This window comes from Pseudomonas sp. RIT-PI-AD, assembly GCF_025642785.1.
GTDB lineage: Bacteria > Pseudomonadota > Gammaproteobacteria > Pseudomonadales > Pseudomonadaceae > Pseudomonas_T.
Map to the genome: position 1 here is coordinate 256,151 of NZ_JANZKU010000004.1, position 21,574 is coordinate 277,724.

Annotated in this window: 21 protein-coding genes; 11 read left to right on the forward strand and 10 right to left on the reverse strand. The window is 68.5% G+C overall.

All coding sequences use genetic code 11. The features are described 5' to 3' along the window. Positions 1-78 precede the first annotated feature (78 nt). The 5 genes from OGL92_RS05635 (at position 79) to OGL92_RS05655 (ending at position 4,283) form a co-directional block, all read left to right on the forward strand. The gene (locus tag OGL92_RS05635) at positions 79-432 is read left to right on the forward strand and encodes an ArsC family reductase (protein ID WP_263141478.1); all 354 of its coding nucleotides are present in this window, start codon (positions 79-81) and stop codon (positions 430-432) included. A 76-nt stretch (positions 433-508) separates the two neighbouring features. Continuing rightward, a complete protein-coding gene (gene dapD, locus OGL92_RS05640) occupies positions 509-1,543 on the forward strand; it encodes a 2,3,4,5-tetrahydropyridine-2,6-dicarboxylate N-succinyltransferase (RefSeq protein ID WP_263141479.1) in 1,035 nt (344 codons plus the stop codon). 43 nt (positions 1,544-1,586) lie between these two features. Then, a complete protein-coding gene (locus OGL92_RS05645) occupies positions 1,587-2,792 on the forward strand; it encodes a cysteine desulfurase (protein WP_263141480.1) in 1,206 nt (401 codons plus the stop codon). Beyond that, entirely contained in the window at positions 2,789-3,196 is a 408-nt protein-coding gene (locus OGL92_RS05650) for a SufE family protein (RefSeq protein ID WP_263141482.1), read from the forward strand. The genes OGL92_RS05645 and OGL92_RS05650 overlap by 4 nt, the downstream gene beginning before the upstream one ends. Before the next feature lie 103 nt (positions 3,197-3,299). After that, the gene (locus OGL92_RS05655) at positions 3,300-4,283 is read left to right on the forward strand and encodes a DUF72 domain-containing protein (RefSeq protein ID WP_263141483.1); all 984 of its coding nucleotides are present in this window, start codon (positions 3,300-3,302) and stop codon (positions 4,281-4,283) included. 226 nt (positions 4,284-4,509) lie between these two features. On the opposite strand, the gene tcdA is transcribed toward OGL92_RS05655, so the two are convergent. Continuing rightward, on the reverse strand, positions 4,510-5,319 hold the full coding sequence (tcdA, locus tag OGL92_RS05660) for a tRNA cyclic N6-threonylcarbamoyladenosine(37) synthase TcdA (protein ID WP_263141485.1): 810 nt from the start codon (positions 5,317-5,319) through the stop codon (positions 4,510-4,512). A gap of 244 nt (positions 5,320-5,563) precedes the next feature. Here tcdA and OGL92_RS05665 point away from each other — a divergent pair, with 244 nt between their 5' ends. From OGL92_RS05665 to OGL92_RS05680, 4 genes are all read left to right on the forward strand, one after another. Next, the gene (locus tag OGL92_RS05665) at positions 5,564-8,152 is read left to right on the forward strand and encodes a glycosyltransferase (RefSeq protein WP_263141489.1); all 2,589 of its coding nucleotides are present in this window, start codon (positions 5,564-5,566) and stop codon (positions 8,150-8,152) included. A 134-nt stretch (positions 8,153-8,286) separates the two neighbouring features. Beyond that, entirely contained in the window at positions 8,287-9,438 is a 1,152-nt protein-coding gene (gene dapE / locus OGL92_RS05670) for a succinyl-diaminopimelate desuccinylase (RefSeq protein WP_263141491.1), read from the forward strand. Then, positions 9,438-10,244: a putative RNA methyltransferase gene (locus tag OGL92_RS05675; protein WP_263141495.1), complete on the forward strand. Its 807-nt coding sequence runs from the start codon at positions 9,438-9,440 to the stop codon at positions 10,242-10,244. Before dapE ends, OGL92_RS05675 begins: the two co-directional genes overlap by 1 nt. 53 nt (positions 10,245-10,297) lie before the next feature. Then, positions 10,298-10,681 carry a hypothetical protein gene (locus OGL92_RS05680; RefSeq protein ID WP_263141497.1) on the forward strand — a complete coding sequence of 128 codons (384 nt, stop codon included), beginning with the start codon at positions 10,298-10,300 and terminating at the stop codon, positions 10,679-10,681. Positions 10,682-10,763: 82 nt separating this feature from the next. On the opposite strand, the gene OGL92_RS05685 is transcribed toward OGL92_RS05680, so the two are convergent. The 5 genes from OGL92_RS05685 to OGL92_RS05705 form a co-directional block, all read right to left on the reverse strand. Beyond that, positions 10,764-10,973, reverse strand: coding sequence for a cold-shock protein (locus OGL92_RS05685; protein ID WP_263141499.1), 210 nt, complete (start codon positions 10,971-10,973; stop codon positions 10,764-10,766). A 328-nt stretch (positions 10,974-11,301) separates the two neighbouring features. Continuing rightward, on the reverse strand, positions 11,302-12,285 hold the full coding sequence (locus tag OGL92_RS05690; protein WP_263141502.1) for a DUF4340 domain-containing protein: 984 nt from the start codon (positions 12,283-12,285) through the stop codon (positions 11,302-11,304). An 80-nt stretch (positions 12,286-12,365) separates the two neighbouring features. Next, positions 12,366-14,201 (reverse strand): Gldg family protein, encoded by a 1,836-nt coding sequence (locus OGL92_RS05695; protein WP_263141504.1) that lies wholly within the window; start codon positions 14,199-14,201, stop codon positions 12,366-12,368. 10 nt (positions 14,202-14,211) lie between these two features. Next, positions 14,212-14,946 (reverse strand): ABC transporter permease subunit, encoded by a 735-nt coding sequence (locus tag OGL92_RS05700; RefSeq protein WP_263141505.1) that lies wholly within the window; start codon positions 14,944-14,946, stop codon positions 14,212-14,214. Beyond that, a complete protein-coding gene (locus tag OGL92_RS05705) occupies positions 14,943-15,866 on the reverse strand; it encodes an ABC transporter ATP-binding protein (protein ID WP_263141507.1) in 924 nt (307 codons plus the stop codon). The genes OGL92_RS05700 and OGL92_RS05705 overlap by 4 nt, the downstream gene beginning before the upstream one ends. Before the next feature lie 314 nt (positions 15,867-16,180). Here OGL92_RS05705 and OGL92_RS05710 point away from each other — a divergent pair, with 314 nt between their 5' ends. After that, positions 16,181-17,122 (forward strand): LysR family transcriptional regulator, encoded by a 942-nt coding sequence (locus tag OGL92_RS05710; protein WP_263141509.1) that lies wholly within the window; start codon positions 16,181-16,183, stop codon positions 17,120-17,122. A gap of 1 nt (position 17,123) precedes the next feature. On the opposite strand, the gene OGL92_RS05715 is transcribed toward OGL92_RS05710, so the two are convergent. The 4 genes from OGL92_RS05715 to OGL92_RS05730 are packed head-to-tail and all read right to left on the reverse strand — an operon-like array spanning position 17,124 to position 21,152. After that, on the reverse strand, positions 17,124-17,780 hold the full coding sequence (locus OGL92_RS05715; protein ID WP_263141511.1) for a cytochrome c4: 657 nt from the start codon (positions 17,778-17,780) through the stop codon (positions 17,124-17,126). Continuing rightward, the gene (locus tag OGL92_RS05720) at positions 17,777-19,255 is read right to left on the reverse strand and encodes a 4-hydroxyphenylacetate 3-hydroxylase family protein (protein ID WP_263141512.1); all 1,479 of its coding nucleotides are present in this window, start codon (positions 19,253-19,255) and stop codon (positions 17,777-17,779) included. Before OGL92_RS05720 ends, OGL92_RS05715 begins: the two co-directional genes overlap by 4 nt. Further along, positions 19,252-20,157 carry a TauD/TfdA family dioxygenase gene (locus tag OGL92_RS05725; RefSeq protein WP_276583767.1) on the reverse strand — a complete coding sequence of 302 codons (906 nt, stop codon included), beginning with the start codon at positions 20,155-20,157 and terminating at the stop codon, positions 19,252-19,254. The genes OGL92_RS05720 and OGL92_RS05725 overlap by 4 nt, the downstream gene beginning before the upstream one ends. Continuing rightward, positions 20,154-21,152: an L-tyrosine/L-tryptophan isonitrile synthase family protein gene (locus OGL92_RS05730; RefSeq protein ID WP_263141513.1), complete on the reverse strand. Its 999-nt coding sequence runs from the start codon at positions 21,150-21,152 to the stop codon at positions 20,154-20,156. Before OGL92_RS05730 ends, OGL92_RS05725 begins: the two co-directional genes overlap by 4 nt. Before the next feature lie 241 nt (positions 21,153-21,393). Here OGL92_RS05730 and OGL92_RS05735 point away from each other — a divergent pair. Then, positions 21,394-21,574, forward strand: a 181-nt coding sequence (locus tag OGL92_RS05735; RefSeq protein WP_263141514.1) for a hypothetical protein, incomplete at its 3' end; no start/stop codon positions are given.

A 21,574-nucleotide genomic window follows, 5' to 3' on the forward strand; every position in this document is an offset into this window, starting at 1 on the left:
GACGTGGCATAATTCTGCAATCGTTTCGCGGGACTATTGAGGGAGTTTTGGGGGCGTATCGCCACCCTTTTAAAATCAATGGCTTACATTCTCTATGGCATCAAGGCCTGCGACACCATGAAGAAAGCCCGCACCTGGCTGGATGCCCAGGGCGTCGAATTCGTGTTCCATGACTACAAGAGTGCCGGTATCGACCGTCCCAGGCTGGAGAAATGGTGCGCCGAGCAGGGTTGGGAAACCCTGCTGAACCGCGCCGGAACCACCTTCCGCAAACTGGACGAGGCGCAGAAACGCGACCTCGACCAAGACCGCGCGATCGACCTGATGCTCGCCCAGCCGTCGATGATCAAGCGACCGGTGCTCGAACTGGGCGACCGGATTCTGGTCGGCTTCAAGCCCGAGCGCTACGCCGAGGCCATCGCCCACTCCTGACCCTACCCGGCGCGCGGTAACGAGTCGTCCGAAGCACGACCTCCGCGACTGCCCGACTTCAGCACGAGGATTCCCTATGTCCACCCCCCTGTTCAGCCTGGCCTTCGGTGTCGGCAGCCAGAACCGCCAAGGCCAATGGCTCGAAGTGTTCTACGCGCAACCCCTGGTCGCCCCGAGCGCCGCCCTCTGCGCGGCCGTCACCGAGATACTCGGTCACGAGGGCAGCAATCAGGCGATTCCCTTCAGCACCACCCAGGCCGCCGAGCTCGCCACGGCCCTGCGCGACATCGACGCGGCACAAGCCTCCCTGCTCACCCGGCTCGCCGAGAGCCACAAGCCGCTGGTGGCGACCCTGCTGGCGACCGATGGCGCGCTGACGTCCACCCCCGAGGCGTACCTCAAGCTGCACCTGCTGTCCCATCGCCTGGTCAAGCCGCACCAGCTCAACCTCGGCGGGATCTTCCCGCTGCTGCCCAACGTCGCCTGGACCAGCCACGGCGCCATCGACCTGGCCGAGCTGGCCGAGCGCCAGCTGGAGGCGCGCCTGAAGGGCGAATGGCTGGAAGTCTTCTCGGTGGACAAGTTCCCGAAAATGACCGACTACGTGGTGCCGTCCGGCGTGCGCATCGCCGACACCGCGCGGGTGCGCCTCGGCGCCTACATCGGCGAAGGCACCACGGTGATGCACGAAGGCTTCGTCAACTTCAACGCCGGCACCGAAGGCCCGGGCATGATCGAAGGCCGGGTCTCGGCGGGCGTGTTCGTCGGCAAGGGCTCGGACCTGGGCGGCGGCTGCTCCACCATGGGCACCCTGTCCGGCGGCGGCAACCTGGTGATCTCGGTCGGTGAGGGCTGCCTGATCGGCGCCAACGCCGGCATCGGCATTCCCCTGGGCGACCGCAACATCGTCGAGGCCGGCCTGTACATCACCGCCGGTACCAAGGTCGCGCTGCTCGACGAGCAGAACGCGCTGGTCAAGGTGCTCAAGGCCCGGGACTTGGCCGGTCAGCCGGACCTGTTGTTCCGCCGCAACTCGCAGAACGGCGCGGTCGAGTGCAAGAGCAACAAGACCGCCATCGAACTGAACGAAGCCCTGCACGCGCACAACTGACCGACCGGACGGGCGCCCCGGCGCCCGCCTTCTGGAGATCGCGATGTCCCTGCACGCCCCCTGGCGGGCCGACTTTCCCGCGCTCGCCGCGCTCGAGGCGGAAGGCCAGACCTACCTGGACAGCGCCGCCACCGCGCAGAAACCCGAGGCCGTCCTGCAGGCGCTGGACGGCTATTACCGGGGCGGCAGCGCTAATGTGCACCGCGCCCAGCATGTTCCCGGCGAACGCGCCACCCGCGCCTACGAAGCGGTGCGCGCGCGTACCGCGGACTGGCTGAACGCCGGCGACCCGGCGCGGATTGTCTTCACCCGCGGCGCGACCGAAGCCTTCAACCTGCTCGCCTATGGCCTGGAGCCCTGGTTCCAGGCGGGCGACGAGATCGCCGTCAGCGCCTTGGAACACCACGCCAACCTGCTCCCTTGGCAACGCCTGGCGCTGCGCCGCGGCCTGCGCCTGGTGGTGTTGCCGGTGACCGCCGAAGGCTTGATCGACCTGCAGGCCGCGGGCGAACTGATCGGCCCGCGCACCCGCCTGCTGGCGGTCGCGCAGTTGTCCAACGTCATCGGCCGCTGGCAGCCGCTGGAAGAATTGCTCGCCCTGGCTCGCGCCCAGGGCGCCCTGACCCTGGTGGACGGCGCCCAGGGCATCGTCCACGGCCGACCCGACGTCTCGGCCCTGGGGTGCGACTTCTACGGGTTCTCCAGCCACAAGCTGTTCGGCCCGGACGGCGTCGGCGTGCTTTACGGCCGCGCCGAAGCCCTGGAGCGCCTGCAACACTGGCAGTTCGGCGGCGAAATGGTGCGCCGGGCGGACTATCACAGCGCGGACTTCCACCCCGCGCCCCTGGGCTTCGAGGCCGGCACGCCGCCCATCGCCGGGGTGATCGGCCTGGGCGCCGCCTTGGACTACCTGGGCGGGCAGGACCCGGCGGCGCTGGTCGCCCACGAACACGCGCTGCACGCCCACTTGATGGCCGGGCTGCGCCAACGCGAGGGGCTGCGCATCCTCGGCGAACCGCGGGTCGCCCTGGCCAGCTTCCGCGTCGAGGGCGTGCACCATGCCGACCTCGCCCAGTTGCTTGGCGAACAGGGAGTCGCCGTGCGCGGCGGCCATCACTGCGCCGCGCCCTTCTATCGGAGGGTCGGCTGGGACGGCGCCCTCCGTGTCTCGCTGGCGCCCTACAACGACGGCGCCGACCTCGAGCGCTTCTTCGCCGCGCTGGACGCCGCCCTGGAGTTGCTGCGATGAGCCTGCCCGCCGCGGCCGATGCCGCCCTCGCCGCATTCTCCATGGCCGGCGGCTGGGAACAGCGGGCGCGCCTGCTGCTGCAATGGGGCGAACGCCTGGAACCGCTCGACGAAGCCGAGCGCTGCGAAGGCAACCGCGTTCAGGGTTGCGAGAGCCAGGTCTGGCTGGTGGCCGAGCGCCGCGACCAGGGCTGGCATTTCCGCGCCGCCAGCGACGCACGCCTGCTGCGCGGCCTGCTCGCGGTGCTGCTGGCGCGGGTGGAAGGCGCAGGCCCGGCGGAGCTGGCGGCCCTGGACCTCGGCGACTGGTTCGAGCGCCTGGGCCTGCAACGCCAACTGAGCCCGTCCCGCAGCAATGGGCTGCACGCGGTGATCGCCCGCATGCGGGTCCTCGCCGACACCTGAAGCGCGCGTCGAGGCCCAGGCCCGTGCGCCGGCCCGGTCGAGCGCAGGAACCGCGAAGACGGATGCGCAGTCGGACCTCTAGAACCCCGCTTCAGAGGTCACCATGGCAGATATCCGCATCGGTATTTCCGGTTGGCGCTACGCCCCCTGGCGCGGGGTGTTCTACCCGGACAAGCTGCGCCAAGCCGATGAACTGCAGTACGCCTCGCGCGCGGTCGGCAGCATCGAGATCAACGGTTCCTTCTATTCCTTGCAACGCCCCGAGAGCTACGCCCGCTGGTTCGACGATACGCCCGACGACTTCGTCTTCAGCATCAAGGCGCCCCGCTACATCACCCACATCCGCCGCCTGAACGAGATCGAAAAGCCCCTCGCCAACTTCCTCGCCTCGGGTGTGCTGCGCCTGCGTCAGAAGCTCGGCCCGGTCCTCTGGCAATTCCCGCCCAACTTCCAGTTCGATGCTCAACGTTTCGAGGCCTTCCTGCGCCAACTCCCTCACGACACGGAGAAGGCCCTGGCCATCGCCCGCGGACACGAGCCGCGGATGGAGGGGCGCACCCACCTGGCCATCGACCAGCCACGCCGCCTGCGCCACGCGGTGGAAATCCGGCACGCCAGTTTCGAGGACCGCGCCTTCGTCGACCTGCTGCGCGAACACGACGTCGCCCTGGTGGTGGCCGACACCGCCGGCAAGTGGCCCCTGAAGGAGGACGTCACCAGCGACTTCGTCTACATGCGCCTGCACGGCGAAGAAGAGCTCTATGCCAGCGGCTACACCGATGCGGCCCTGGCCGACTGGGCCCGGCGGATGAAGGCCTGGAGCGAGGGCACCCAGGTGGACGACGCCCGGCTGATCGTCGAGCGCAAGCCGCCGTCGCGCAAACACCGCGACCTCTACTGCTATTTCGATAACGACATGAAGGTCAAGGCGCCCTTCGACGCCGGCAAGCTGGCGGCCTGCCTGGGGCTGACCGAGGCCCCGGCGCCGCTAGCCGAACGCGCCGCCGAAGCCGACCGCCTGATCGCCGCGCGCGGCGGTCCGAAACGCAACCCCTCGAAACCGAGGAAACCGAAGAGCAAGCAGTAACCCCCGGGGAAGCCTGCCGCGCGGGCCACGGAGGCTGTCACGGCACCTGCAAGGCCCATCCTCAGGACGGGTGGCACCGGCCCGTCGGGACGGTGCGCTCGCGCCCGTCCATACCCGGACGAACTACGCCGCCGACCTCAGCCGATCGCCCCGCTCCCCCTGCGAGACCTATCGACAGCGGCCCGGCGCCGACCGCCATGGGTCGCCTGCCTCGATCGAGTTCGCTTCACTGCGCCGCGCGCTCCGACGGCCGCCGCGCGCCGGCCACCAGTTTATCCACCGCCTTGGCGGCGGCGGCCATGCCGAAGGTGGCGGTGACCATCATCACCGCGCCGAAACCGCCGGCGCAGTCCAGTTTCACCCCTTCGCCGACGAAGGCCTTCTGCTGGCAGACGCCACCCTCGGGCGTCGGATAGCGCAATTGCTCGGTGGAGAACACGCAGGGCACGCTGTAGTGGCGGCCCGGCGTACGCGAAAAGTTGTAATCGCGGCGCAGGGTCGAGCGCACTTTCGCCGCCAGCGGGTCGTTGAAGGTCTTGTTCAGGTCGGCGACCCGGACCTGGGTCGGATCGATCTGCCCACCGGCGCCGCCGGTGGTGACGATCTGGATCTTGCGCCGCTTGCACCAGGCGATCAGCGCCGCCTTGGCGGCCACGCTGTCGATGCAGTCGAGCACGCAGTCGAAGTCCTCGGTGATGTGCTCCGCCATGCTTTCGCGGGTCACGAAGTCCGCCACCGCGCGTACCTGGCAGGCCGGGTTGATCGCCCGGATGCGCTCGGCCATCACCTCGACCTTGGCGCGGCCCACGTTGCCCTGTAGCGCATGGGCCTGGCGGTTGGTGTTGCTGACGCAGACGTCGTCCAGGTCGAACAGCGCCAGCTCGCCGACCCCGGAGCGCGCCAGGGCCTCGGCCGCCCAGGAACCGACGCCGCCGATCCCCACCACCGCCACCCGCGCCTGCGTCAGCCGCCGCAGGCCGTCGCGCCCATAGAGCCGGGCGATGCCGCCAAACCGTTGTTCGTCCACACTGGCCATCCGCCGCACTCCCGATGAAAACGCCCGGCATTATAAGGATGCCGGCGCGAGGGTCACCCCGCGCCGACCACCGCCGCCGACGAACTTCCCGGGCGCGTCGCGGACAAATCCTGCAAGGCTCCGCAGCGCCCATATCCGGGTGGCCGTGGAACCTATACAGTCCAAGACCCGCGGAGTAGCATGCGCGCCGACCAGCGCCATGCTGGGCCTATCCCCGTTCCACGCATCGGAACCTGACACGTCTATGCCAACGCATAAATTCGGACTCAATCTGGTGGTGTTCGTGGCGATCGCCGCGTTGTTCACCGGCATCTGGGCGCTCTACAACCGTCCGGTCAGCGCGCCTGCCTGGCCGGAACAGATATCCGGCTTCTCCTATTCGCCGTTCCGCCAGGGCCAGAACCCGCAGCAGAACATCTACCCCGACGACCAGCAGATCCGCCAGGACCTGGAGCTCCTCAGCAAGCACACCGACAGCATCCGCATCTACTCGGTGGACGGGACCCAGGCCGATATCCCGCGGATCGCCGAGGAGTTCGGCCTGCGAGTGACCCTGGGCATCTGGATCAGCACCGACGAGGCGCGCAACGAGCGCGAGATCGCCAAGGCCATCGAGATCGCCAACGACTCCCGCAGCGTGGTGCGCGTGGCGGTCGGCAACGAGGCGCTGTTCCGCCGCGAAGTGAACACCAAGCAGCTGATCGGCTACCTGGACCGGGTACGCGCCGCGGTCAAGGTGCCGGTCACCACCTCGGAACAGTGGCACATCTGGGAGGAATACCCGGAGCTGGCCAATCACGTCGACCTGATCGCCGCGCACGTGCTGCCCTACTGGGAATTCGTGCCGATGCAGGCCTCCACCCAGTTCGTCCTCGACCGCGCCCGCGACCTGAAGAAGCTCTTCCCGAAGAAACCGTTGCTGCTGTCCGAAGTGGGCTGGCCGAGCAACGGCCGCATGCGCGGCGGCGCCGACGCCTCCCAGGCGGACCAGGCGATCTACCTGCGTACTCTGGTGAACAAGCTCAACGCCCAGGGCTACAACTACTTCGTCATCGAAGCCTTCGACCAGCCGTGGAAAAGCGGCGACGAAGGCTCGGTGGGCGCCTACTGGGGCGTATACAACCTGGACCGCCAGCCGAAGTTCGCCTTCAGCGGACCCATCGTGGCGATCCCCCAGTGGCGCCTGCTGGCCATCGCCTCGGTGGTCATGGCGTTGCTCGCCCTGACCCTGCTGCTGATCGACGGCAGCGCCCTGCGCCAGCGCGGGCGGACCTTCCTCACCTTCGTCGCCTTCGCCGGCGGCTCGGTGCTGGTGTGGATCGGCTACGACTACAGCCAGCAATACAGCACCTGGTTCAGCCTGACCGTGGGCATCCTCCTGGGCATCGGCGCACTGGGCGTGTTCATCGTCCTGCTCACCGAGGCCCATGAGCTGGCCGAGGTGGTCTGGGTACACAAGCGACGCCGCCCCTTCCTGCCGGTAGTGGGCGACAGCACCTATCGGCCCAAGGTCTCGGTGCACGTGCCCTGCTACAACGAGCCGCCGGAGATGGTCAAGCAGACCCTCGACGCCCTGGCCCACCTGGATTACCCGGACTTCGAAGTCCTGATCATCGACAACAACACCAAGGACCCGGCGGTGTGGGAGCCGGTGCGCGACTACTGCGAACAGCTCGGGCCGCGCTTCCGCTTCTTCCACGTCGCGCCGCTGCACGGCTTCAAGGGCGGCGCGCTGAACTACATCCTGCCGCACACCGCGCCGGACGCCGAGGTCATCGCGGTGATCGACTCGGACTACTGCGTCGACCGAAACTGGCTCAAGCACATGGTCCCGCACTTCGCCGACCCGAATATCGCCGTGGTGCAGTCGCCGCAGGACTACCGCGACGACAAGGAAAGCCTGTTCAAGAAGCTCTGCTACTCGGAGTACAAGGGTTTCTTCCACATCGGCATGGTCACCCGCAACGACCGCGACGCGATCATCCAGCACGGCACCATGACCATGATCCGGCGTACCGTGATGGACGAGCTGAGGTGGGCCGACTGGACCATCTGCGAGGACGCCGAGCTCGGCCTGCGCGTGTTCGAGAAGGGCTACTCCGCCGCCTACGCCTACGACAGCTACGGCAAGGGCCTGATGCCGGACACCTTCATCGACTTCAAGAAACAGCGCTTCCGCTGGGCCTACGGCGCCATCCAGATCATGAAGGGCCACGCGCGCAGTCTGCTGATGGGCAAGGGCTCGGAGCTCAAGCAGGGCCAGCGCTATCACTTTATCGCCGGCTGGCTGCCCTGGATCGCCGACGGCATGAACATTTTCTTCACCCTAGGCGCGCTGCTCTGGTCGGCGGCGATGATCATCGTGCCGACCCGGGTCGACCCGCCACTGCTGATCTTCGCGATCCCGCCGCTGGCGCTGTTCTTCTTCAAGGTCGGCAAGATCGTGTTCCTCTACCAGCGCGCGGTGGGGGTCAACCTCAAGGACGCCTTCTGCGCGGCAGTGGCCGGCCTGGCGCTGTCCCACACCATCGCCAAGGCGGTGCTCTACGGGTTCTTCACCAAGAGCATCCCGTTCTTCCGCACGCCGAAGATGGCCTCCAACCACGGCATCCTGGTGGCCCTGGCGGAAGCCCGCGAAGAGGTGTTCATCATGTTGCTGCTGTGGGGCGCGGCGGTGGGCATCGCCATCGTCCAGGGCCTGCCGAGCAACGACGTGAAGTTCTGGGTCGCCATGCTGCTGGTGCAGTCGCTGCCCTACCTGGCCGCGCTGATCATGGCGCTGCTCTCGTCGCTGCCGAAGCCGCTGGAGACCCCGGAGCCGGCCGCGGCCTGATCCTCCGCGCATCGACCGACGGCGGCCCCTTGGCCGCCGTCGTCGTTTTCGCCCGGCGAAAGCGCTCGCGGGCTTCCGTCGGCGCACCCAAGCCTTGCTAGAATGACCGCCCCCGACCGCACGCTGGAGCCGTCATGCCCGCCGTTTCCCCCGCCCTTTCGCCGACCCTGGAGCTGGCCTGCCGGCTGATCGACCGTCCCTCCGTCACGCCGCTCGACGAAGGCTGTCAGGAGCTGATGATCGCGCGCCTGGAGGCGCTGGGCTTCGCCATCGAGCGCATGCGCTTCGAAGACGTCGACAATTTCTGGGCCACCCATGGCAGCGAAGGCCCGGTGCTGTGCTTCGCCGGGCACACCGACGTGGTGCCCACCGGCCCGCTGAACGCCTGGAAGCAGCCGCCGTTCCAGGCGCATATCGATGAGCAGGGCATGCTCTGCGGTCGCGGCGCGGCGGACATGAAGGGCAGCCTGGCGGCGATGATCGTCGCCGTGGAGCGCTTCGTCGGCGAATACCCGGCGCACAAGGGCGTGATCGCCTGGCTGGTCACCAGCGACGAGGAAGGTCCGGCCCACCATGGCACCAAGGCCGTGGTCGAACGCCTCGCCGCGCGCGGCGAGCGCCTGGACTGGTGCATCGTCGGCGAACCCTCGAGCACCGCGCGGGTCGGTGACATCGTCAAGAACGGCCGCCGCGGCTCCCTGGGCGGAACCCTGACGGTCCGCGGCGTACAGGGCCACGTGGCCTATCCGCACCTGGCGAAGAACCCCATTCACCTGGTGGCGCCGGCCCTGGCCGAACTGGCCGCCGAGCATTGGGACGACGGCAACGCGTTCTTCCCGCCCACCAGCTTCCAGGTTTCCAACCTCAACGCCGGCACCGGCGCCACCAACGTGATCCCGGGCGAACTGCAGGCGCTGTTCAACTTCCGCTTCTCCACCGAGTCCACGGTGGAAGACCTGCAGCGGCGGGTTCGCGACATCCTCGACAAGCACGGCCTGGACTATGGCGTGGACTGGGCGCTGTCGGGCCTGCCCTTCCTCACCGAACCCGGCGAGCTACTCGACGCGGTGTCCGCCAGCATCCACGCCGTCACCGGCCGCGAAACCACCCCCTCCACCAGCGGCGGCACCTCGGACGGCCGCTTCATCGCCACCTTGGGTACCCAGGTGGTGGAACTGGGGCCGGTGAACGCCACCATCCACCAGGTCAACGAGCGCGTGCTGGCCAGCGACCTCGAGGTCCTGACCGAAATCTATTACCAGACCCTGGTGCGGCTGCTCGCCTGATGCTGACCTGCCCACTCTGCTCCGCGCCGTTGCAGGCGGCCGACAACGGCGTCGGCTGCCCGCTCGGGCACCGTTTCGACCGCGCCCGCCAGGGTTACCTGAACCTGCTGCCGGTGCAGCACAAGAACAGCCGCGACCCCGGCGACAACCAGGCCATGGTCGAGGCGCGCCGACGCTTCCTCGATGGCGGCCACTATGCGCCTCTGGCGGCGCGCCTGGCCGAACTGGCGGCGCGCCGTCAACCGGACCGCTGGCTGGATATCGGCTGCGGCGAGGGCTACTACACCACGCGCCTGGCGCAGGCCCTGCCGGCCGCCGAGGGCTATGCCCTGGACATCTCCCGGGAAGCGGTGAAGCGCGCCTGCCGCCGCGCGCCGGACGTGGAATGGCTGGTGGCGAGCATGGCGCGGGTACCGCTGGCCGACGCCAGTTGCGGGTTGCTCGCCAGCGTCTTCAGCCCGCTCGACTGGCAGGAAGCCCGGCGCCTGCTGACGCCCGGCGGCGGCCTGTTGCGCATGGGGCCGACCCGCCGGCACCTGCTGGAACTGCGCGGCCGTCTCTACGACGAGATCCGCGACTACGACGACCGCAAGCACCTGGCGCTGATCCCCGAGGGCATGCAGGCGGTCCACGGCGAGGAGCTGGAATTCCGCCTGACGCTGGGCGACGCCCAGGCCCGCGCCGACCTGCTCGCCATGACGCCCCACGGTTGGCGCGCCAGCGCGGAGCGCCGCGCCGCGGTGATCGACGCGCCGCTGGAAGTCACGGTGTCGATCCGCTACGACTGGATCGAGCGACTGCCCTGAGCCGGGCGCGCTTTCATGGCATCATGCCCCACGCCACCGACCACGAGGACGCCATGCGCCAACCGGATATCGAAATCTACCTGAAGGACGCCGACCACCGGGCCGTCACCGACTGGCTCAGCGTGGCCCTCGGGCCCTGCGCGGACTGGCGCCAGCAAGGCCAGGTGTACAAGACTTCGGCGCAGGCCGAAGGGGGCGAGATTCCCCTGACCTGGCTGCCCAAGGCAGTGGGCAAGTGGCACAGCCTGTTCATCGACAGCGATGCCACGCCCTGGGCCGACGACCGCGCCTGCGCACGGGCGGCGTTCGCCGCGCTGGGCGTGGAAGTGCGCTGCGCGCCGGGCGGCTGGAGCGAAGAGGAAGGCACCGAGGAAGCCGATCGCTGGATCAGGATCGATGCCGAGGGCGAACAGGAATTCATCTGGCGGACCGACTGAGCCGTCGGCGAGGTCGACCAACGCGGCACCGATCGCCGCCGCTGTGAGGAAAGGCCCGTCGCGACGGGCCTTTTGCCGGGCGTCAGACGCGTGAAACGTCTTCCGCCTGGAGGCCTTTCTGGCCCTGGATCACCGAGAATTCCACTTTCTGTCCCTCGACCAGGGACCGGTGACCTTCACCCCGGATAGCCCGGTAATGCACGAACACGTCCGCCCCGCCCTCACGCTGGATGAATCCATAACCTTTGGCGTCATTGAACCACTTGACGGTTCCGACTTCACGATCAGCCATTACCACAGTCTCCAACTCGCAATTTTTGATTGCCCCTCCCCCGGGGACAGAGGCCTCGACGGTCGGTTGCAAACCTTCTTCTTATTGGCTCCAACCTCGGCCGGAGTGAGCCTGGGCGGAATTTCGAATGAGGTCTCCGACGCGACCGCCACCGGAGTATGAAAGCAGAAGCAGGGGCTGAAAAGCTTTTTTTGCCCAGGCCTGGAAGGGCCGCCGCTCTAGGGCTGCACGCACTTTTATGGGTCGCCTGCGGTGCAAAACGGGGCATCCGCCGAAGGCGCCGCGACGGGCCCCGGAGCCCGTCAGGCGAGCGCCGCCGGAGCCGCCATCAGGACTTGCCGAGCAGCCCCTGCAAGGTGGTGGCGAGGGTCTGGTACTGATAGGGCTCCAGGCGATAGGCCCAGTCGGAATGGCCGGGCCACTCGCCATCGGCCAGGTTCGCGCGGCTGTCTTCGACCAGCCAGTACTGATCGCCCTGGGCATGCACGCGCCCGCTGAGCTGGCCGCCGGAGAAGGTTTCCAGGCTGAAGCTGAGCACCGCCGGCTTGGTGAAGGTCAGCTGCTGCAAGGGCGCGGCATCGGCGAACTCCAGGTTGGCGAACAGCGCCGGAATGGCGTTGGCGGCACTTTCGGAGGGCAGCTTCTTGTCCGCGGTGAGTTGTTCGACGCGGAAGTTCGCCTGTTCCTTGGTCTCCCGCAGCAGGGTCAGGCGCCCGGCCTGGGCCTGGCGCACGTCCAGCCGGCGGATGCTGGCGAAGGGAACCGCCGCCACCCGCCGGTCCAGCCAGGCCAATTCGGTCTGCGGCAGCTCGATGTCGCGGTCGATCAGCCACACCTGGGTCTCGCCCGGCACCCGCACCAGTTGCCCCTTGCCCTGGCGGGCCGGCTTGCCCACCAGCAGCACCAGGGGCGCCGCGTCGTCGCGTTCCAGGCTCAGGCGGGTCGCCTGCATCTCCACGGCGCCGTCTTCGGACAGGCCGAGACGACCGAACAACGCCGGGTTGTCGGTCTTGGCCTCCACCTTGCGCGCCTCGTGCAAAGCCCGCAGCACTTCCGCCACCGGTTGCGCGCGCACCGGGTAATCGGCCTTGGCCGGCATCACCCAGCCGGAACCATCGCGCTGTACCCGGACCTCCGGCTGGCCCGGGCGCCGGACCTCCAGGGCGCGCACGCCGGCGAGCTGCCCGGCCAGGCCGGGGAACAGCGCCTCGCGCTCGACCCGCGCGGGTTTTTCGTCCCGCTGCAACGCCACGTAGCAGGCCACCAGCAGGATCGCCAGCAGCGCCAGGATTGAAAGACTCTTGCGTCCCATCGAACACCCTCTTCACAGGAAACCCGCGACCGCCGGCGGCGGTCGCTTGCGAATCCGGGGCGCATGCCCCTTGCCCAGGCTCAGCCGGCGCGCCGGCGGCGCCATGCCCACCATCCCAGGACCACGACCGTCAACAACAGCGGCACCAGGGCGATGTTGACGAACTTCAGCACGCGTCCCAGGGCTTCGATGTTGGCGTTCAACTGGTAGCTCACCTCGCGCAGCTCCTTGCGGATGCGCACCTTCTCCTGGAGGAACTGCTGCAGGGTGCCCTGCTGCTCCGGGGTGAGCTCCAGGGCCTTGGCCGGGTCCTGGTTCTGTTGCAGCGCGGCGAGCTTCTGCTCGGTCTCGGCCAGGCGCGCCTTGAGCGCCTCCTCCTTCTCGCGGAACTGCGTCTCGGCATCGCGCTGCAAGGCGTCCACGACTTCGAACGGGCGGCTGAAGCGGCCTCGGGAACGCACGCTGATCAGCGCCTCGGAGCCGCTCAGGTTATCCAGCGCGTTGATCGCGAACCCCGCGTTGTCCGCCCAGGGCTGCGGCACCCGCTGGCCGAAGAAATCCTGCACGTGGACCCACATGCGATCGCTGAGCAGATCGGTGTCGGCGACCGCGATCACGTTGATGGTGTCCGTCGACTTGAGCCCGTCCTTCTGCCCCTCGATGCCGTCGGGAAAGGCGCTCTGTGCCGGACCGGCGATTCGCGCGGCGATGGCGTAGCGCTCGCCGGTGGGCTGCAAGTCACGGATCAGCCCCTCGGGATCGTCCAGTTGCACCAGGCGCTGGGCGTCCACCGGCATGGCGTATTCCGAGCTGCGCAGCAACGGGACGAAGCGAGTCTTGGCGCCCTCCAGGGGCTCGAGAATGCCGGCGCTGGCGACGTTCAGGTTCTCCAGGCCGGCGGTGCTCACGTCGTCTTGGTCGAGGGCGCGCTTGGGCAGGCTCAACCAGCCGGCATGCCGCACCGGTCGCTGTTCCCGGCCCATGCCCACGGACATGGCGTAGGAACCGTCGAGCAGCACCTTGCCCGGTTGCATGCGCAGGCCCCAGGCCTTGAACAGCGGCTCCAGGTCCGACGCGCGGTCCGCCGCCTCGGCGCCCGGCATGCCCATGCCAGGGTCCGCCTCGCTGAGGGGGTCGACGAAGGCTAGCAGCTTGCCGCCGCGCAGCACGAACTGGTCGATCGCGTAGAGCGTCTGTTGCGGCAGGTGCTTGGGATGCACCAGCAACAGCACCGACACCTGGTCGGGGATGCGGTCGACGTCGGCCTTCAGGCTTTCGATCTGGAACATCTGGCGGATTTCCTCCATCACCATCCAGGGCCCGCCGGGCTGCTGGGTGGCCATGTCGAAGCCGCCGTTGAGGGGCAGCCCGGAAAGCACACCGACCACCGGCCGCTGGGGCTTGGACAGGGTCTGCACCAGGCGGCTGAGGTCGTACTCGAGGAAGGCCTCCTGATCCGGCTGGAAGAACGGGATCACCTGGGTGTCGTCGACGCCGTTGGTCCCGGCCAGGCCGAAATACAGCTGATCGCCGCCCTGTTGCAGCGGCACGCCCTGCAAGCCGTACTCCGCGGCCTGGTCCTCTTCCTCGGAGAACGGCTCGGGATCGATGATGTGCAGCTTGATCTTGCCCTTGGCGGTCCGTTCGTAGGCCTTGAGCAGTTCCTCCACCCGCCGCGCGTAGGTGCGCAGGGCCACCAGGTCCTTGGCGGACTTGTCGGAGTAGAAGAAGTACAGGTTGATCGGCTCCTCGAGCTGGCCGAGGATCTGCCGGGTGCCGTCGGAAATGGTGTAGAGCTTCTGCTCGGTCAGGTCCAGGCGCGCGCCGGTGAGGGCCAGGCCGGAGACCATGTTGAATGCCAGGAACGCCAGGGCGATGAGCAGCAGCCCGGCGCCGGAATGCATCAGTTTCTTCATCGGCGTGTCCTCAGTCGGCTTTCTTCAGGTCGACCACCACGGCGGTGGCGGCCAGCCAGGCGGCGATCAGGGAAAGGAAATACAGCAGGTCGCGCAGGTCGATCACGCCCTTGCTGATCGCCTCGAAGCGGGTCAGGAAACTCAGCGAGGCCACCGCGTCCAGCAGCGCCTGGGGCGCCCAGGCGCTGAAGGCGTCGAGCACCAGCGGGAAGCCGCTGGCGATGAACAGGAAACACAGGCTCACCGTGAGGATGAAGGCGATCACCTGGTTCTTCGCCAACGCCGACATGCAGGAACCGATGGCCAGGTAGCCGCCGGCCAGCAGCCAACTGCCGAGGTAGGCGGTGAGGATCGCGCCGTTGTCCGGCTGCCCCAGATAATTCACCGTGAGCACCATGGGAAAGGTCAGGCACAGCGCCAGCCCGGCGAATACCCAGGCCGCCAGGAACTTGCCGGTGACCGCCTCGAAGCGGGTGATCGGCAGGGTCATCAGCAGCTCGATGGAACCCGACTTGCGCTCCTCCGCCCACAGGCGCATGGCGATCGCCGGCACTAGGAACAGGTAGAGCCAGGGGTGGAAGTTGAAGAAGGGCGTCAGGCTGGCCTGATTGCTCTCGTAGAAGCCGCCCAGGTAGAAGGTGAACACGCCCGACAGCACCAGGAAGATCAGGATGAACACGTAGGCGAGCGGCGTGGCGAAGTAGCTGGCCAGCTCGCGCTTGAACACCACCGGTAGCTGGCTCATGCGGCTTCCCCCCGGGTGAGGCTGCGGAACACCTCGTCGAGGCGGCCGCGCTCGACGTCCAGCTCGCGGACATGCCAGCCGCGCGCGTGGATCAATTGATTGACCTGCGGGAAGATCACCGCGCCCGGGGCGGCGAGCAGGGTCAGGCTGTGCTCGAGGGGGTTCTCTTCCACCCCGACCACCCCCGGCAACGCCGCCAGGGCGGCACGGTCGAGCTCGGCGTCGCCGACCAGGGTCACCGCCTGGTGGTAGCGCGAACGGCTCTCCAGCTCGAACGGCGTGCCGTCGGCCAGCAGGCGGCCGGCGGCGATCACCACCGCGCGGGTGCATACCGCGCTGACCTCTTCGAGGATATGGGTGGAAATGATCACGATCTTGTCCCGCGCCAATCGCTTGATCAGCTCGCGGACCTGGTGTTTCTGGTTCGGATCGAGGCCGTCGGTGGGCTCGTCGAGGATCAGCACCGGCGGCTCGTGAAGGATCGCCTGGGCCAGGCCGACCCGCCGCTTGAAGCCCTTGGACAGGGTGTCGATGGTCTGCCCGAGGACCCTCTCCAACTCCACCTGGGCCACCGCCCATTCCACCCGCCTGCGTTTTTCCGCGCCGCGGAACCCGCGCACCTCGGCGATGAATTCGAGGAAGCCGCGCACCCGCATGTCGCCGTAGCAGGGCGCGCCTTCCGGCAGGTAGCCGATGCGCCGCTGGGCCTGCAGGGTCTGCCGCTGGACGTCGAAACCGAGGACGCTGGCGCTACCGGCCGTCGGCGCGAGAAAGCCGGTGAGCATCTTCATGGTGGTGGACTTGCCGGCGCCGTTCGGGCCGAGAAAGCCCAGCACCTCTCCTTGCCCGACGCGGAACGACAGGTCGTCCACGACGGTGTGCTGCGCGAAACGCTTGGTCAGGTTCTTTATCTCGATCATGGTCTTCCCACCATTGCGATAACACCCGCCCGGACGCCGGGACAGCGCGCGGCCGGGGCCGTCAACGCCGGAGCGCGATGCGCTCCGGCGGCAACGCTGACCCTCGCCGCGCACGGAAGTTCCCGCCGGCCCGGGGCAGCTCGCCGGAACCTTTGCCCCCGTGCCGGTCAGAGCCTTCGCGCGGTACGCGCGCGCCCGTCGCCGCCTTGCCATCCGGCGGCCCGTGGGGCGCTCGCCGTGGCCGCGCGAGCGCCCGCGCCGTCCCTGTCTTTTCAACCGTCTGCCCGCCGCCCCGGCGGTTCAAGGATTTCCCTATGAGTGCCTCCATGGAACGGCTCAGCCACATCAACCTCAATTACCTGTACGTGTTCGTCGCCGTCGTCGAGTACAAGAGCTTCACCGCCGCCGCCGAGGCGCTGGGCCTGTCGAAATCCCTGCTCAGCGAGCAACTGGCCCGTCTGGAGGCCAACCTGGGCACGCAATTGCTGACCCGCACCACCCGGCGCATGGCGCTCACCGACAGCGGCGCCGTGCTCTTCGACGTGGCCCGGCGCCTGCTCGGCGAGCTGGACGGCGCCCTGGTGGACGTGCGCAACCGCCACGACGAGCCCAGCGGGCACCTGCGCATCACCGCCCCGCTGGACTTCGCCAAGTGGCACATCAGCGAGGTGGCCGCGGCCTTCATCAAGCGCTTCCCGAAGATCCAGGTGGAAATGATCGGCGACGACCAGGTGATCGACCTGGTCGGCCAGCGCATCGACCTGGCGGTGCGGGTCGGCTGGCCGAAGGATTCGGGGCTGCACGCGAACAAGCTGGCGAGCTTCGAACAGACCCTGGTGGCGGCGCCGGAGTATTTCCGGGACCACCCCCGGCCACGCTCGCCCCAGGACCTCGCCGAGTGCGAGTGGATCGCCCACACCCGCCTGGCGACCCCCTGGAACTGGACCTTCCGGCGCGGAGCCGAGGCCCTGGAGATCCAGACCCGCGGGCGCCTGCTGTCCAACACCACCCTGTCGGTCTACCGCCTGGTGCTGGCCGGCGCCGGGCTGAGCATCCTGCCCAGCTTCCTGGTCGCCGGCGACCTGGCCAGCGGGCGGCTGGTGCGGGTGCTGGAGGACTGGGACCTGCCCCAGGGCGGCATCTACGCCCTCTACCCCTCGGCGCGCTACATGCCGGCGCGGGTCCGCGCGTTCATCCACTCGCTGCGCGAGCACCTGGACAGCGAACCCTTCCAGCCCCTGGCGCGCAGCGCCTGATTCAGTGCAAACCGCCGAGATAGGCCGCCAGCGGTTCGATCTCCGCCTCCGACAGGCGCTGCGCGACGCCCTCCATCAACGCGCTGGTGCGCCGCGAACCGTCGCGGAAGCGCCGCAGTTGGGTCGCCAGGTACGGGCTCCACTGTCCCGCCAGGCGCGGCGCCAGCAAGGCGACCCGGCCCTCGCCGGCGTCGCCGTGGCAACTGGCGCAGGGCGGCAGGCCGCGTGCGGCGTCGCCCTGGCGGAACAGCGCGGCGACGCGCGCGCGCGCGGCCTCGTCGAGGCCGTCGGGGTCGCCGAGGGTCATGGCCTGGCGGGCGTAGAAGGCGGCGATCGCCCGCACCTCCGGTTCCTCCAGGCGCTCGCCACGGCCATCGGTGGCCGGGTTCGGCCGGCGATGGGCCTTGAGGTCGAGGATCTGCTTGTACAGGTAGGCCTCGTCGAGCCCGGCCAGCTTGGGATAGGCCTTGACCGGTGTGGCGCCGCCATTGCCGTCGTCGGCATGGCAACGGGCACAGGCCCGCTGGTTCACCGCCTGGCCGAGGGCGATCCGCGCGGGGTCGGGGCCGTCGCTTTCCGCGCCCTGGGCGCCTGTCAGCAGCAGGAGAAGCGCGAACCCGGTGCCGCGCGCATGCCTCACGCCTTGGCGCACCCTCATCGCCAGGGCCCTCCGGTCCAGCCTTCGAGGTCGTAGTCGGCCATGCAGCGTTGCACCAGGTCCTCGCACGCGCCCAGGTGGCCGCGACGCCGCGCCCAGTTCAACGCATCCAGGCGGATCTGGTCGGCGTTGCCCGAGTAATGGCTTTCGTACACCGCGTGGCGGGCGCCGAACTCGCTGCCGGTGGCATCCCAGATCAGCTTGAACAGCTTCAGGCGCTGCTCGGGCGGCAGCTTGGCGCCACGGTAATAGGTGTCCACCAGGGCGCGCACCTGCGGGTCGAGCAGATCGGCCGCGGCGGACACCGTGACCAGCGGCGAGCCGCCCAGGGCGGTTTCCAGCAGCTCGCGCACCCGCTTCCAGATCTGCGGCACCTGGATGCGCAGCGCCGAGGCGTATTCCAGCTTGGGCACCCAGGCGCCGGCGGCGGTGCGCTCCGGGTCGCAGGCCATGGCGGCGGTCAGCGCCTGCAACAGGTGCTGCAGGCCGATCAGCTCGCCCAGGGCCGCCTGGATGCCGCGGAAACCCTGGGTGCCGTTGGCGCGCACGCCGAGGGACAGCAGGCCGATCATCAGTTCCAGCTTCACGCTCAGGCGGATGCCCGACTGGAAGTTGTAGAGGTTGGCGAACCCCGAGGCGGCGTAGAAGCCGGTGGCCCGCTCGCGGTCGCGGTAGACCAGCACGTCCTCCCAGGGGATCAGCGCGTTCTCGAACACCAGTACGCTGTCGTTCTCGTCGAAGCGGCTGGACAGCGGGTAGTCGAAGGGGCTGCTGGCCCGCGCCTCGTAGGACGGCCGGCAAAGCAGGCGCAGTCCCGGGTTGTCCATGCGGGCGAAGAACACCAGGGCGAAATCCTCGGCCTTGCCTTCCTCCAGCAAGGCCGAGGCGACCGGCGCGACGAAGGTGGCGTTGGTCAGGGCGCTGCCGGTGGCGAGCATCTTGCTGCCGCTGACCAGGATGCCGGCGTCGGTCTCCCGCACCACGTGGACGAACACGTCGCGCATCTCGTGGATGGCCTTGCTGCGGTCCAGGGGCGGATTGATGATCGCGTGGTTGAGGAACAGCCCCTGGCCGGTGAAGGCGCGGTGCCAACGCCGCGCGTTGTCGGCGAACTCGCCGTAGTAGTCGGCGCCGATGGCCAGCCCGGACATGAAGGCCGCCTTGTAGTCCGGCGTCCGCCCCATGAAGCCGTAGGTCATCCGCGACCACAGGCGGATCGCCTCGCGCGACGCCAGCAGGTCGGCGGCCGAGTGCGCCGGGGTGAAGAACCGGTGGGTGCGCTGGCCGAACGCGTCGTCGCAGGTCAAGGTATCGCGCGCCTCGCCATGCAGGGCGTCGTAGAGCGCGGCGATGCTGCGCGCGGCGTTGCGGAACCCCTTGTGCTCGGTCACGTCGGCCACCGGCTCGCCGTCCAGGTAGACCTGGCGGCCGTCGCGCAGGCTGTCGAGGTAGGCCGCTGCGTTCATCAGGCTCATGCGCTCGCCCCTCCCTCGGCATCCGCGTCGGGCGCCAGCCGATGGGGATTCAGCCAGGCCGGCGACGCATGGATGTGCACGCGGCGCAGATGCCGTTCGGAACCCGAGGTGAAGGCCTCGCGACCATGCAGCAGGCTGAAGTTATCGGTGATCGCCAGGTCCCCGGTCTGCCAGCGATGGGCGTAGAAGACCCGCGGGTCGTAGAGCGCGCCGCGCAGGCTGGCGAGTAAGGCCGCCCGCTCCTCCTCGGTGATGCCCTCGAAGCGATACTCCGACGGATTGATGAAGCTGGCATCGCCCTCGATCGGCGGCTCGCAGAAACGCAGCAGCGGAAATCCCCGTTGCGGGTGACGCTCGAGGATGGGCGCCCGCGCCACACTGCTGTAGTGCGCCGCGGAACGCCGGTAGCGCCCGGAGGCACGGGCCCACAGCGCGCGGCTGTCGGCATCGGCCAGGCGCAACGCCAGCGGCGTGCTGGAAAAGGTGGTGCGGCCGCCCTGCCCGCCGCCCGGCGCGGCGACGCACTGGAACACCTGGAATTCCGGCACCCGCTCCAGGTACATGCCATCCCAGTGCAGCGGCACGTAGCTGCTGGCGAAGATGTGATCCTCCGCGTCGGCCTGCTCGCGCAACTCCAGCACCGCGCCGAACGGCCACTGCATGATCTCGCCGAAGTGGGCGCAGTAGTCGGTCAGCCCCTGCGCGTCGGAAAACCCCTCGAAGCCACGCAGCAGCACCAGGTGATGCAAGCGCGCCAGGCTCTTCAACCACTCCGTAGGCAATTCGCCCACGTGCATGCCGGCGGACCGGGGCCGCAGGAGCACGCCGAACTCCGGTACCTGCCCTGCCTCGCCGGGCAATGCGCTCGCCTCGACCAGGCGCTGCTCGAACAGCCCGCTCATAGCGTCGCCTCCCCGAGGGCAACGCGCGGCGCCTGAGCCTGGCCACGCAGGCGGTAGTGGCTCGGCTGGCCGTTGATCTCCACCAGTTCGGCATCCAGCGCCTGAGCCTCGCTGCGCTTCATCAGCACGAAGCGATTGGCGGTGTTCACCGCCACCCCGTGCCAGGGCGTCAGCCAGTCGTCGCGGGTCGGCAACATGTGGATGCCCAGTTTCAGGCTGTCGGCCGGCTGCGGATGGATCGACAACCGGATGGCCTGCGGGAAGCGCTCGGCCAGCAGCCCGCCCCAGGCCCAACTGCGCTGGATCACCCCCACCGCGCGCTCCTTGGCATCGCGCTGGAGTGCGGTCTTCGACCCGGCGTAGTCGGGGGTCAGGCCGTCTTCCAGCAGGAAGCGGGTGATCGCCCGGTACAACGCCACGCCCTCGTCGCTCGCCATCAGGGTCTCGCGGACCCGCTCCAGCGGCTCGGCGTGCTCCTGGATCAAGCGCTCGCGCAGCCAGTCGTGGTCGTCGCCATGGCCGGCATAGGCCTCGACGTCCTCCAGGTTGAACACGCCGATGTGGGTGGCGCCGAGTTCGTCGATCAGCCGCGCCAGCGCGTCCTGATAGGCGCTGATGGCGCCGTCGCCGATCCTTACCAGATCGCCGAACACCCGCCCGTCCGAACAGACCTTCAGATGCGCCCCCGGCGGATAGAACAACTGGATGCGCTGGCAGAGGTGGTTGAGGAACGACAGCGACAACCGCTCGGCCATGTCCGGCAACTGATGCAGCACCTTGCCCGGGTTCGGCGATTTGGCCGGGAACGCCGGCAGCACGAATTCGATGGGCGATCCCGCGGCGACGAAGGCGGCGATTCGCGGCAACTGCACCTCGGCCACCCGACGCGCTTCGTCGGCGGCCTGTTCGGCGCGGGATTCGGGATAGCGACGGCGATAGGGCAACAACTCGTCCAATACCCGGCGGGCGATCGCCTCGTGTTCGAAAGCAGACATCTACGGATTTCCTCCCTTGGTTCGCCTGGGGCGAACGGTTCCTGGAAGGCCGTTATCCTCCGAGCCCATCGCCGACGGATAAACGCCGGATCGGCGAAAACAGCGTTCGCCGTTACCGGACAATCGCGGACGAAGTCACAGTGATGGCATTTTCTCGACGCACTACACAAATCGATTACGTCTTAGCCGTTACTATGGCGCGCCTCATTATTCAGCGCGTTCGAACAAGGATTCTTTACTCATGGCAGAGTCAGCCGGCCTTCCGGTCTCGCATATCGGTCACGAGGTGGCGGGCCAGTACATCGTCACCGGCTCGCCCAACGTGTTCGTCGGCAGCACCGCGGTAGGCATGGCCGATCAGCCGTCGTCCTGCTCCCCGGCGGTGGGCCAACCGGTGAACCCGATCCTGGGCGCCAAGCTGT